Raw genomic sequence first — 11,725 nt, 5'->3', positions numbered from 1 at the left:
TTGAACTCACTTCCTATCCGATAAAACGCCGGACCGTCTCAATGAATTTGCCGACCGAGATCGGCTTGGACAAATAGGCCTCGCAGCCGCCCTCGCGGATGCGCTCTTCGTCGCCCTTCATCGCGAACGCCGTGACCGCGACGACGGGAATGGCGCGCAGCTCCGGATCGTCCTTGATCCAGCGCGTGACCTCGAGGCCCGAGACCTGCGGCAATTGGATATCCATCAGCACGAGGTCGGGCCGCATCTTGCGAACGAGGTCGAGCGCCTCGTAGCCGTTGCTGGTGCCGGAGGTCTGGTAACCGTGTGCCTCCAACAGGTCGCGGAAGAGCTTCATGTTGAGCTCGTTGTCTTCCACGATCAGGACGGTCTTAGCCATCCCGCCCTCCTGATTGGCACGAAGCCCTATACATGTGACGCCTCAGGCGCCGCTCGCCGGCGCTTCGAAAACTGGATTCAAACTAGCCTCAGATTCGCTTGAGTTTCGTTAAACCCGAGGGCCGACTTTCTGCGATGTGGTTTCCAGTTGCTTGTCGGCGGTCTTGAGACTCGGGCATGATGGTTTCAAAGTAGACACCGAAAGTTAACGGAAAGGCAAACCGAACCCTTGAAAAAGCCTGTTCACAACCCTCGCGAAGTCGCTGAAATCGTTGCGATTCAGGCGCTCTCCTTCGTGGCCGGCGATCCGGAGCGGCTTGGCCTGTTCCTGGCTGAGACAGGCGTCGGTCCTGAGACCCTGCGCAATGCCGCCTCGGACCCGAATTTCCTCCTCAGCGTGCTCGATTTCGTGATGCGCGATGACGCCACCGTCAAGGCCTTTGCCGCGACCGCGGAGCTGCATCCGACCAACGTTGCTGCGGCGCGGCAGGTGCTGGGCGACGCGCTCGGCGACCCCTCCTGGGAGCGCGACGTGCCGTGACCGTCCCCGATACGGCCGGACCCCGCTGCTTCTGCCGGGATTGTCTGGCCGATCTGGATATGGGCGTGCGGCGCTGCTCCGCCTGCGGTTCCCCTCGCCTCGTCCGCCACCGCGCGCTCGCAGGCCTGACCATCGCCCATATCGACTGCGACGCCTTCTATGCGACGGTCGAGAAGCGCGACAATCCTGACATCGCCGACAAGCCCGTCATCATCGGCGGGGGCAAGCGCGGCGTGGTGTCGGCCGCCTGCTACATCGCGCGGACCTATGGCGTGCGCTCGGCCATGCCGATGTATAGGGCGCTCGAGGCCTGCCCGCACGCGACCGTGATCCCGCCCGACATGGCCAAGTACGTCCGTGTCGGCCGCGAGGTGCGCCAGGCCATGCAGGCGCTGACGCCGCTGGTCGAACCGCTCTCGATCGACGAGGCCTTTCTCGATCTCTCGGGCACCGAGCGGGTGCACGGCATGGTTCCGGCCAAGGTGCTCGCGCGGTTCGCGCGCAACATCGAGCACGACATCGGCATCTCCGTCTCGGTCGGCCTGTCCTGCAACAAGTTCCTGGCCAAGATCGCCTCCGACCTCGACAAGCCGCGCGGCTTTGCCGCGCTCGATCAGGAGGAAGCCCGTTCGATGCTGGCGGAGAAGCCGGTCGGCTTCATCTTCGGCGTCGGCCCGGCCACGCAGGAGCGTCTGGTCCAGCGCGGCTTCCGCATCATCGCCGACCTGCAAAAGGCCGACGAGATCGAGATGATGCGGCAGTTTCCGAGCGACGGCCGCAGGCTGTGGCGGCTCGCCCGCGGCATCGACGAACGCCGCGTCGAGCCCGATCGGGGCGCCAAGACGATTTCGAGCGAAACCACCTTCGAGACCGACATCCGCGATTTCGCGACGCTGGAGAAAATCCTGTGGCGGCTCTGCGAGAAGACGTCGTCGCGGCTGAAGAGCAGCGAGCTTGCCGGCTCGACCGTCACGCTGAAGCTGAAGACCGCCGATTTCCGCCAGCGCACCCGCTCGCAGTCGATCGCAGGCCCGACGCAGCTTGCCGCCAAGATCTTCTCGATCTGCCGCGAGATGCTGGCGAAGGAGATCGACGGCACCGCGTTCCGTCTGATGGGCGCCGGCGTCAGCGCGCTGCGCGAAGGCTCGCCCGCCGACGACACCGATATGCTTGACCGCCGTGCTGCGCATGCCGAGCGCGCGGTGGACAGCCTGCGCAAGAAGTTCGGCAACTCCGCCGTCATTCGCGGCATCGCGTATGATGGCCCTGAAACAGGACAGCAGGAATGATCGAGTCCTGCTCAATTCAGTCGCGTTCGAAGATCCGTGCACCCGGATAGACACGCCTAGCATACTGAATGACCAACTGCCGATCCTGAGTCGCCAGGAACGGAGTTCGGATCTGACAAGACCCGACGATGAGGTGCCACAGGCCGTTGAGCTTTCCAATCATGACGTTCATTTGAGCTTCCTCGCAGTGACCCGAGTAGACTCAAATTGTAAGAATCTCCGGCCGTCGCTCAATTGTACCAGCGTAAGGTCAGCGTATGAGAAGGATTGGAAGAGATATACAAAGGTATGTTGGCGAGGCCCCTGTCAGGTTCCGGCGTTGATGGGTTTCGCAAGGGCTGTACGCATCCGAACGCGCTGAGAGGCTGGCCATCGTGACAGGCGAACGCGACCTCGACGCGCTGTTGAGAAACATGAAGCCGGAGCTGCTGGACGGCACCTTCGTGTTTTGCACGATCCCACCCAACGAGCCCGTTCCCGCAGCGGTCAACCCGCTGCTGACGTTTCGCGAGCAGGAAGGAACCACGCTGGTGATCCTGCGCGAAGAAGCCGAGGCGTCAGGCTTACGCTACGCGTTCGCCTCGCGCCTGATCACCCTGACGGTTCACTCTGCACTCGACGCAGTGGGCTTCCTGGCTGCGGTCACGGCTCGCCTCGCCGAAGCCGGCATCAGCGTGAATGCGGTGTCGGCCTTCCACCACGATCATCTTTTCGTGCCTGCTGACAGGGCCGATGAAGCGATGGCTGTTTTGCGAGCTATGTCCGCAGCAAAGTAGGATGGGTGGAGCGAAAGCGAAACCCATCGAGCTCTTCCCGCACAACAAGGGTGATGGGTTTCGCTTCGCTCTACCCATCCCTCGGTCGTTTCAATCCGCGACCGCCACCGCCTCGATCTCGATCAGCCATTCCGGCGCGGCGAGCGCGGAGACGCCGACGAGGGTGCTGGCGGGCGGCTCCATGCCCTCGAAGAAGGCAGAGCGGGCCTTGCCGATGATCGGGCGCAGCTCCGGCTTGTAGTTCACGACGAAGGTCGTGATCTTCACGATGTTGGCGTAGGTCGCGCCGGCCGCCTTCAGCGCGTGGCCGAGATTCTGCATCACCTGCGTGGTCTGCGCGGCGAGATCGCCCTCACCGACGATCCGCCCCTCTTCGTCGGTCGAGACCTGGCCGGAGACGTAGATGGTCCGCGCGCCCGTGGCGGTGACGACGTGGGAATAGGCCGGATTGTGATGCAGGCCGCTGGGGCGGAGATGGTCGAGCTTGGGCATGGTGCTTGCCTCCCGGGTTTGTGGTTGGGAGGAAGCGTAGCCGGAGAGCGAGCGGAGGGCTAGCCTCGCCCCTCAATTGCAGGGCTTGCTGTCCTTCGCGTCGAACTTGCCCATCGCGCCGGAAATCACGAAATCGTTGTAATCGAGCACGAGCTGGCGCGAAACGCCGTTTTCGTAGAGCTCGAACGCCATCGCGTAGACCGGCGTCTGCTCGCCTTCCTTCTGCTGGGACTCGCGGTCGAAATAGCTGACGGTAACCGGCCAGCGCTTGAGCGACTTCATGTGCTCGTCCGTGGTCGATGCATCGGGCGAAGCAGTGCGGTCGGCGGGAATCGGCTGACCGATCACGGTCAGCGTGTTGTAGACCTTCTGGCCGTCGTCGGAGCCGTCATAGACCGACAGCTCGAGCAGCGACTTGCCATCCTTGGCGGCGGCAATGATGCGCTGGATCTGCTCGGTCGGGAACACGATCTTGCCGTCGAGGGTGAAGCTCTTCGGCGCCGGCAGCTTCAGCTTGACGTTGATGTGGTCGCCGTCGCGTTCGGCCGAACCGTCGACCCGGCCGGCGTCCGCCTCGTTCATCCGCGTCTCAATCTTGAAGCGGTAGCTCTTTCCCGCGGCGTCCTCCCAGGAGTTCGAGCGGAGGTCGCTCAGCGTGATCTTGCCCTCGCCGCTGTCGAGCTCGGAGACCTGGCGGAATTCGGAGGTGTAGCCCTCGCACGAACTTCCCGTGAAATTGTAGAGGATGCGGCCGCGCGCGCTGTTGATCGAATTGGAGCGCGATTTGACGAGGCTTAGGTCATAGAGCGCCTGGTGCGCAAGGAACGGACCGCTGGCCGCCTGCGCTCCACCGCCTGCACCGAAAGCAGCCGCCGCGAGCGCCATCACACCAAGCGAAGTCCGGAAAAGGTGCACCATGTGTCATCCTTGGGGAAAGCGCAGATTCGACATTTTAATGACCGTTCCATTGCGTCGCAACTGAGGCCGTTTCACGTAAAGTTGCGGCCCCCGCCTTGAACCTGCTGCCTGGCCACAACAAAATGCAGTCGCTCCGGTTGCTTGCATGTGACGGCACGATGGGCGAAACAGGGCGCGCCCGGCCTCCAAACGGACGCGCCCGGGCGGATGAAATTTGGACAACGAGGTCGAACATGGCGGGCACGGTCGAGCAGAAACTGGCGGAACAGGGCATCAAGCTGCACGAGGCCCCTACCCCTGTCGCCAATTACGTGCCGTTCGTGCGCACCGGTAACCTGCTGTTCGTCTCCGGCCAGGTCTGTTTCGACCCCGCCGGCAAGCTGATCGCCAAGGGCAAGCTCGGTGCCGGCGTTTCGATCGAGGAAGGCGCTGCCGCAGCACGCGGCTGCGCCGTCAACCTGCTGGCCCAGGTCAAGGCGGCGCTCGGCGACCTCGACAAGGTCGTGCGCGTGGTGCGCCTCGGCGGCTTCATCAACTCGGCGCCCGACTTCCTGGACGGGCCGAAGGTGCTCAACGGCGCCTCCGACCTGATGGTTGCCGCCTTCGGTGACAAGGGCCGCCATGCCCGCACCACCGTCGGCGTCGCCTCGCTGCCCGCGGATGCGGCGGTCGAGGTCGAAGGCGTGTTCGAGGTCGCCTGACACGGAGCTGACGGCGTTGCGCGCTCCTGATTGGCTGACAGCCCGGCCGGTCGCCCATCGCGGCCTGCATGACATTTCCCGCGGTGTCGTCGAGAATATGCCGGACGCGGTGCAGGCTGCGATCGCGGGCAATTTCTCGATCGAGGTCGACATTCAGCTCTCCGCCGACGGCGAGGCCATGGTGCACCATGACCACGCGCTCGGCCGCCTCACCGAGGCTACCGGCGAGGTGGTCGAGAAGACCGCGGCCGAGCTGAAGGCGGTCAAGTTCAAGGACACAGACGAGCGGATGATGTCGCTGTCCGACCTCTGCGCCATGGTCGCCGGGCGCGTGCCGCTAGTGATCGAGGTGAAGAGCCATTTTGGCGGCGACCGCAAGCTTGTGAAGCGGATGGCCGAGGTACTGGCGTCCTATCAGGGGCCCGCCGTCGGTATGTCGTTCGATCCCGACCAGGTGCTGGCGCTGCGTGAGCTGTTGCCGTCCCGCCCGCGCGGCATCGTTGCGCAGCGGACCTACGAGGACGAGTACTGGGCGAAGCTGACGCAGGCGCAGCGCGACAGCATGCTGTATCTGCGCCACGGCTTTCAGACCCAGCCGCATTTCGTCGCCTTCAAGGTCGACCACCTGCCGGCCCCCGCCCCCTGGATCGCCCGCAACGTCCTCGGCTGCGCCCTGCTCGGCTGGACCGTGCGCACCCCGGAGCAGCGGACGCGGGTCGGACAATATGCGGATCAGATGATCTTTGAGGGGTTCGTGCCGTAGGGCTTGCGCACGCCCGCTCTCGTGTCCCGGACGCGCTGCAACGCGCAGCGTTGCCGTGCAGAGCCGGGACCCAGAAGGCGGCACGCTATGCGGAGAGATGGGCCCCGGCTCTGCATCGCACCGCTGCGCGCTGCGATGCGTCTAGGGCACGAGAGAGCTCGGTTCCCGCCTCTTGAAGTCGCTGCTGCAATGCACGATCTTGGGCACGATGGCATCATCTGAAATCACACTCGAGGCTGTACCCTCGATTGGCGAGGTATCTGCCGAGGATTGGGACGCCTGTGCCAATCCCGACAAGGCATGCAACGGGCATGGCGCCGGAATTTCATCCGGGCTTCCAGGCGATTCCCTCGGCCTCTCAAAACCCGCTTATAACCCGTTCGTCTCGCACGCGTTTTTATCCGCAATTGAGAAATCGGGTTCAGCAACCATCCGCACCGGCTGGGGGCCCCGGCATCTGGTGGCCAAGGTCGATGGCCGCGTCGCCGGGGTCGTGCCCTGCTATCTGAAATCGCATTCCCAAGGCGAGTACGTGTTCGACCGCGGCTGGGCGGATGCCTATGAGCGCGCCGGTGGACGGTACTATCCGAAACTCCAGGTCTCGGTTCCCTTCACCCCGGCCACAGGGCCCCGGCTGCTGGTCCGCGACGGCGTCGATCACGAACGCATCGCTGAAGCGCTTGCAAGCGGGCTGGTGGCGCTGTGCGGCGTCAGCAAGGCCTCCTCGGTGCACGTGACCTTCGCGCGTGAGGCGGAGTGGAAACGGCTCGCCCGGCACGGATTCCTCCAGCGCACCGATCAGCAGTTCCACTGGCGCAACGAGGGATTTGCGACCTTCGACGATTTCCTCACCACGCTCAATTCGCGCCACCGCAAATCGATCAAGCGCGAGCGGCGCGATGCGCTTGCCGGCGGCATCACCATCCACTGGCTCACCGGCAGCGACATCACCGAGGATGCCTGGGACGCCTTCTTCGAATTCTACATGGAGACCGGGTCGCGCAAATGGGGCCGGCCTTATCTCACGCGCGAATTCTTCTCGCTGATCGGCGAGACCATGAGCCAAGACGTGCTGCTGGTGATGGCCCGCCGCAACGGCCGCTGGATCGCGGGCGCGATCAACTTCATCGGCTCGGATACGCTGTTCGGCCGCAACTGGGGCGCGGTCGAGCATCATCCGTTCCTGCATTTCGAGGTCTGCTACTATCAGGCGATCGATTTCGCGATCAAACACGGCCTCGACAACGTCGAGGCCGGCGCACAGGGCGAGCACAAGATCGCGCGCGGCTACCTGCCGCGGACGACCCATTCCGCCCACTTCATCGCCGATCCCGGCCTGCGCCGCGCCATCGACGATTACCTCAAGCGCGAGCGCGCCTATGTCGCCGAGGCCGGACGGGAGCTGGCCGAGCTCGGCCCGTTCCGCAAAGGCGTCGACGAGGCGCCTTGACGGTTTGCCACGGCTGATGACAGTAAGCGCAAAATTCGAGGAGCCGCCGCCATGACCGCCTACGACCCCAACAACATCTTCGCGAAGATCCTGCGCGGCGAGTTTTCCTGCCACAAGGTCTATGAGGACGAGCATGTGTTTGCCTTCCTCGACATCATGCCGCGGGTATCGGGCCATACGCTGGTGATCCCGAAGGCCCCTGCCCGCAACATCCTCGACATCAAGCCTGCCGACTACGCCCACGTCGCCCGGGGCGCGCACAAGATCGCGGCCGCTGCAATGAAGGCGTTCGAGGCCGACGGCATCACCGTGCAGCAGTTCAACGAGCCCGCCGGCGGCCAGGTGGTGTTTCATCTCCACATGCACGTGATGCCGCGCCACGACGGCGTGGCCATGCTGCCACCCGCCAGCCGCAAGGAAGACGTCAAGGTCCTCGAAGAGAACGCGGCCAAGCTGATCGCGGCGCTGAAGGCGGGATAGATATCAGCCCTGTAGCCCGGATGGAGCGAAGCGTAATCCGGGACCTCCCCGCATTCCGCTTCGCTCCATGCGGGCTACGATCGCCGCCCCTCACTCCGTCTGAAAATCTCCTGCTTGCGGGGCGGCCAGCGGCGTGAATTCGCAACGATCTGGCTTGATGTCGATCAGCGGCGTGTTGTCGATGCAGTCGAGCCCGCGCACCAGAATGGCGTTGCCCTCGATGCCGACGAGCTTGACGATCGAGGTGCCGATCGGGTTGGGCCGGACCGGTGAGCGCAGCGAAAACGTGCCGCGGGTCTTCTCGTTGTTCTTCGGGCTTTGCAGGACGATGTCGCGGCGCGACTTGTCGAGCCAGTAGAGCACCTCGAGATTGCTGTAGAAATCGACGCCCTTGATGGCCGGCACGAACGGCTCGAAGATCTCGAGCCGGCACACCGGGCCGTCCTGACGCCCCTGTCGCGGCGTCTCCATCCGCGAGGTCCAGGGCGTGCGGATGCGGCCGATGAAGACGAGGCCGGCATCCTCCGTCGACGGCAGCTCGATGGCAACCTCGCCCTCGCGGAGCTCGTTTTCGCGAACCATATTTCCCGTTCCTTGCTGTTCGCCGGTGGTTTTAGCCTAACCACCACTTTCCGGCCAGCATGAAGACTTCGCCTGTCACCACGCCTGCGAAGATCGAGCGGCGGGTCAGCAGGAAGGCGACGAGGCCTGCGCCGACCGCGCCATAGCGCAAGACGTCCGGCACGCTGGCGAGCGCCCCCGGCGGCTCCACCACGATCTGGGCGATGACGCCGGCCAGGATGGCGGTGGCGACCGCCCTCACCCAGACCAGCAGCTCCGAGCCCTCGTCGATGCCGCCGCCGAACCACAGGCCCAGCATGCGCCATATCTGGTTGGGAACAACGCCCGCAACGAACAGCACGACGAGTGCGTGCCAGTCGCCGATGAGTTGCGCAAAGCTCATGCGCGCACCTCCCGCCACCAATGCACGCCATAAGCGATCGTGCCGGCCACCAAACCGCTGACGAGAATGTCGAGCCCGGAGTTCATCTTCGCGGCCAGCGGATAGAGCAGAACCCCGAGCGTCAGCGCGACGACGTCGGCGACCTCGCGACTGTTGCGCGCGGTCGAGAACAGGAACGACAGCGGCGTCAGCATCAGGATCGCGGCGCCGAGCGTCTGCGTCAAGTTGGCGGCAAGGAAATAGCCGACCGTGTTGGCGGTGAGACACACGGAGACCAGACCAAAACCAAGTCCGTTGACGAAGGCGATGCGCCGCTCGCGCGGCACCTGCGGCAGGAAGCGATGGCATTCGACCCACAGTGTCACCGCCGTAAGATGCGCGGCGAAGAACAGCTCGCGCCGCTTGGTCGTCGGCGTGCGCATCAGGGGCAGCACCGAGACCACCATCGGAAACAGCCGGATCGCGCTGACGGTGACCGCGATCGCCGATTGGATGATGGTCGCGCCGGAGCCGAGCGTGGTGATCAGAATGATCTGCGCGGGGCCCGCCCAGACGAACAGCGTCGAGCAGAGCGCCCAGAGCAGGCTGAAATGGGTGTCATGGGCGAGCGCGCCGATGCCGAGATAGGTCGCGAACAGGACAAGCGTGAGGATCGTCTGCGTGATCGAACGCAGCCCCCACGCAAACGCGCGCCAGGAACTTTGCCATTGAGGGGAATCGAGCGGAGGAAGCGCCACGGGAGTCTTTGGCCGGATTGCGGAATCGTGCCCGCATAACGGGCAATGCCGTGGCTGGCGTCAAGGAAGCGCGCGGCGGGGCTGGCATGCGCGCGCGGGCAGACGCGCCTACCCGCTCACACCCCGGTTCTTCAGCACGAAGCAGGCACCGCCGGCCTTGCGGATGCGGTTGCACAGATCATCCGCCTCACTCCGCGTGTCCGCGCCGATGCGCACCTGGTAGAACGCGCGCGTACCGCGGCTGCGCATCACCGAGCTTAGTAGGCTCGGATCGCGGTCGCCGATCACGGTGTTCAGCCGCGTGACGGCGCGGGAATACATCGCCAGCGCCCTGTTGCGGTCGAAGCCGGCAGCGAGCTGTACGCCCCAGACCTTTGCGGCGGCGAGCTCGACATGCTGCTCAAGCTCGGCGACGAAGGCATTCGGCGCGCGCTTGAGAAGCGCCATGAGATCGCGACAGCTCGTCGGCGGCGAACTCGGCGGTCCCTTGCCGGTCGCTCCTGCCTTGGCCCACGCATCAACGCTCGTGCCGGTGATGGCATAGACGTAGTTGCGGGTCTGCTCCGGCATGCCGCCGGTGCCGGCGAGCCATTCCTGCACCCGGCGCGGCCCGGCGTTATAGGCGGCTGCGGCCAAGCCGAGATTGCCGAACTGGTTGCGCAGCTCGTTCAAAAATTCGGCCGACTTCGGCAGCGCCTGCACCGGGTTGAAGGGATTGAGCAGCCCGCGCTCGCTCGCAGTGCCCGGCATGAACTGCGCGATCCCCTGCGCATGCTCGCCGCTGCGCGTCATGGGTCCCACGGCATCAGCCTGGAATCGGCTTTCCTGCCAGATCACGCGGGCGAAGAATTCCAGTGGCAGATTGGCATCCCGTGCGGCGGCCTCGACGATCAGGCAGATCGATTCCCGCGTATCGCTCTCGCGCGCAGCGGCCGGATTCGCCGGTGGCATCGCAAGCTCCTCGACGCTGGGGACGGCGATATTGGTCTTCGCGGGCGAGCTGTCCCACGCCGCCACCCGTGTCGCCGAGACGAGCAGTGCGGCGATGATGAGTGATGCAGTTCGCGTCAGCCGTGCCCAAGCATCGCTGTGGCGTGCTCCGGCGCGGCATGCAACAAGATGATCCGCCATGTTGTGGCATCGTGCCATGGTTCGACGAGTTGCCAATATATGCTGTTTGACCCGCTTCTCCCAATGCGCTGCCCCGCCCCAGGGATCCGCGCGATCCTCGTCCTCGTAGCCCTCGTCCTGTCCGCCGCGCCCGCCATGGCACAAGTCAACTGGCGGATGACCACGGAATATCCGCAAAACAACATTTCCGGGATCGGGCTCACCAGTTTCGCCGATCGCGTCGCGGCGCGCACAAACGGTTTCGTGACCGTAGCTAGCGCTTTCGACAACGAGCTCAAGATCAACTCGGGCGAAATGCCGCGCGCCGCGCTGGATGGTCGCATCGCCGGCGGCGACGCCTTCGCCGGCGCGCTCTCGGGCCTCGACCCGGTGCTCGGATTGTCGACCCTGCCCTTTCTGGTGCAGTCGGTCGACCTCGCCCGCGCCACCAATCTGCGGGCGCGCCCGCTCTACGAGAAGGCGCTAGCGGCGCGCGGCCTGAAGCTGCTCTATGTCACGATCTGGCCGGCCACGGGCCTCTGGTCGGACCATGCGCCGGAAGGCGCCGACGCCCTGCCGAAACTGAATTTGCGGGCCTACGACGCCAACTCCAGCGAGGTCATGCGCGCAGCCGGCGCGAATGCACAGTTCCTGCCGATGGACGCGGCGCTCGCTGGCCTCAGGGAGCACCGGCTGAATGCGTTCCTCACCTCCGGCGACGGCGGCGCGGGACGCAAGCTCTGGGACTTCCTGCCCTACTTCACAGCGATCAACTACGCGATGCCGGTCTCGATCGCCTTCGTCCGCAGCGACACATTTGCCGAACTGTCCGAGCCCATGCAGCGCGAGGTGCTGGCCGCGGCGGCCGAGACCGAGCAAAGCCAATTCGCGCTATTGACCCATCGCACCATCGAAAACTATGCGCGCATGCGCGACAACGGCGTCCGCATCGCCGAGCCGGCGCCGGCATCCCTCGTCGCCGCGCTCCGGAAAGCGGCAACGCCTGCTATCGCCACCTGGGAGACGCAGGCAGGCGCCGATGCCACGGCGATCGTCGAATGGGCGAGACAGCAATAGAGCGAGCCGTGGCGGCCGCCGGCATGCGACTGCGGTGCTGTCTTGAAAC

General features: G+C 64.9%; 15 protein-coding genes. 8 read left to right on the top strand and 7 right to left on the bottom strand.

The window, feature by feature from the left end; translation table 11 throughout:
- Window positions 1–13 precede the first annotated feature (13 nt).
- The gene (locus ABIB99_RS22610) at window positions 14–379 is read right to left on the bottom strand and encodes a response regulator (protein ID WP_008566616.1); all 366 of its coding nucleotides are present in this window, start codon (window positions 377–379) and stop codon (window positions 14–16) included.
- Window positions 380–607: 228 nt separating this feature from the next.
- Between ABIB99_RS22610 and ABIB99_RS22605 the strand changes: the two genes are divergently transcribed.
- From ABIB99_RS22605 to ABIB99_RS22595, 3 genes are all read left to right on the top strand, one after another.
- Window positions 608–919 (top strand): DUF3572 domain-containing protein, encoded by a 312-nt coding sequence (locus tag ABIB99_RS22605; protein WP_208087289.1) that lies wholly within the window; start codon window positions 608–610, stop codon window positions 917–919.
- The gene (locus ABIB99_RS22600) at window positions 916–2,208 is read left to right on the top strand and encodes a DNA polymerase IV (RefSeq protein ID WP_354177594.1); all 1,293 of its coding nucleotides are present in this window, start codon (window positions 916–918) and stop codon (window positions 2,206–2,208) included. The genes ABIB99_RS22605 and ABIB99_RS22600 overlap by 4 nt, the downstream gene beginning before the upstream one ends.
- A 374-nt stretch (window positions 2,209–2,582) precedes the next feature.
- Window positions 2,583–2,984 carry an ACT domain-containing protein gene (locus tag ABIB99_RS22595; RefSeq protein WP_063982788.1) on the top strand — a complete coding sequence of 134 codons (402 nt, stop codon included), beginning with the start codon at window positions 2,583–2,585 and terminating at the stop codon, window positions 2,982–2,984.
- Between the two features lie 90 nt (window positions 2,985–3,074).
- On the opposite strand, the gene ABIB99_RS22590 is transcribed toward ABIB99_RS22595, so the two are convergent.
- Both ABIB99_RS22590 and ABIB99_RS22585 read right to left on the bottom strand, forming a co-directional pair.
- Entirely contained in the window at window positions 3,075–3,476 is a 402-nt protein-coding gene (locus ABIB99_RS22590; protein ID WP_354177593.1) for a RidA family protein, read from the bottom strand.
- A gap of 72 nt (window positions 3,477–3,548) precedes the next feature.
- Window positions 3,549–4,394 (bottom strand): cell envelope integrity EipB family protein, encoded by an 846-nt coding sequence (locus tag ABIB99_RS22585; RefSeq protein ID WP_247341615.1) that lies wholly within the window; start codon window positions 4,392–4,394, stop codon window positions 3,549–3,551.
- 233 nt (window positions 4,395–4,627) lie between these two features.
- Here ABIB99_RS22585 and ABIB99_RS22580 point away from each other — a divergent pair, with 233 nt between their 5' ends.
- The 4 genes from ABIB99_RS22580 (at window position 4,628) to ABIB99_RS22565 (ending at window position 7,788) form a co-directional block, all read left to right on the top strand.
- Window positions 4,628–5,095: a RidA family protein gene (locus ABIB99_RS22580; protein WP_008130072.1), complete on the top strand. Its 468-nt coding sequence runs from the start codon at window positions 4,628–4,630 to the stop codon at window positions 5,093–5,095.
- A gap of 16 nt (window positions 5,096–5,111) precedes the next feature.
- Window positions 5,112–5,858, top strand: a complete 747-nt coding sequence (locus ABIB99_RS22575; protein ID WP_354177592.1) for a glycerophosphodiester phosphodiesterase — start codon at window positions 5,112–5,114, stop codon at window positions 5,856–5,858.
- A gap of 208 nt (window positions 5,859–6,066) precedes the next feature.
- A complete protein-coding gene (locus ABIB99_RS22570) occupies window positions 6,067–7,308 on the top strand; it encodes a GNAT family N-acetyltransferase (protein ID WP_354177591.1) in 1,242 nt (413 codons plus the stop codon).
- Between the two features lie 51 nt (window positions 7,309–7,359).
- Window positions 7,360–7,788 (top strand): HIT domain-containing protein, encoded by a 429-nt coding sequence (locus ABIB99_RS22565; protein ID WP_354177590.1) that lies wholly within the window; start codon window positions 7,360–7,362, stop codon window positions 7,786–7,788.
- Window positions 7,789–7,878: 90 nt separating this feature from the next.
- On the opposite strand, the gene tsaA is transcribed toward ABIB99_RS22565, so the two are convergent.
- The 4 genes from tsaA to ABIB99_RS22545 form a co-directional block, all read right to left on the bottom strand.
- Window positions 7,879–8,370, bottom strand: coding sequence for a tRNA (N6-threonylcarbamoyladenosine(37)-N6)-methyltransferase TrmO (tsaA, locus tag ABIB99_RS22560; protein ID WP_014494668.1), 492 nt, complete (start codon window positions 8,368–8,370; stop codon window positions 7,879–7,881).
- Window positions 8,371–8,401: 31 nt separating this feature from the next.
- Window positions 8,402–8,752: an AzlD domain-containing protein gene (locus ABIB99_RS22555; RefSeq protein WP_063982782.1), complete on the bottom strand. Its 351-nt coding sequence runs from the start codon at window positions 8,750–8,752 to the stop codon at window positions 8,402–8,404.
- Complete coding sequence (locus ABIB99_RS22550; RefSeq protein WP_063982781.1) at window positions 8,749–9,489, bottom strand: AzlC family ABC transporter permease; 741 nt, start codon at window positions 9,487–9,489, stop codon at window positions 8,749–8,751. Before ABIB99_RS22550 ends, ABIB99_RS22555 begins: the two co-directional genes overlap by 4 nt.
- A 108-nt stretch (window positions 9,490–9,597) precedes the next feature.
- Window positions 9,598–10,620, bottom strand: a complete 1,023-nt coding sequence (locus ABIB99_RS22545; RefSeq protein ID WP_354177589.1) for a transglycosylase SLT domain-containing protein — start codon at window positions 10,618–10,620, stop codon at window positions 9,598–9,600.
- Window positions 10,621–10,659: 39 nt separating this feature from the next.
- Between ABIB99_RS22545 and ABIB99_RS22540 the strand changes: the two genes are divergently transcribed.
- Window positions 10,660–11,676: a TRAP transporter substrate-binding protein gene (locus ABIB99_RS22540; RefSeq protein ID WP_354177588.1), complete on the top strand. Its 1,017-nt coding sequence runs from the start codon at window positions 10,660–10,662 to the stop codon at window positions 11,674–11,676.
- The last annotated feature ends 49 nt before the right edge of the window (window positions 11,677–11,725 follow it).

It is taken from the genome of Bradyrhizobium sp. LA6.1, assembly GCF_040547805.1.
In the GTDB taxonomy this organism is placed as follows: Bacteria; Pseudomonadota; Alphaproteobacteria; order Rhizobiales; family Xanthobacteraceae; genus Bradyrhizobium; species Bradyrhizobium barranii.
This window is presented reverse-complemented; position numbering and strand designations above follow the sequence as displayed.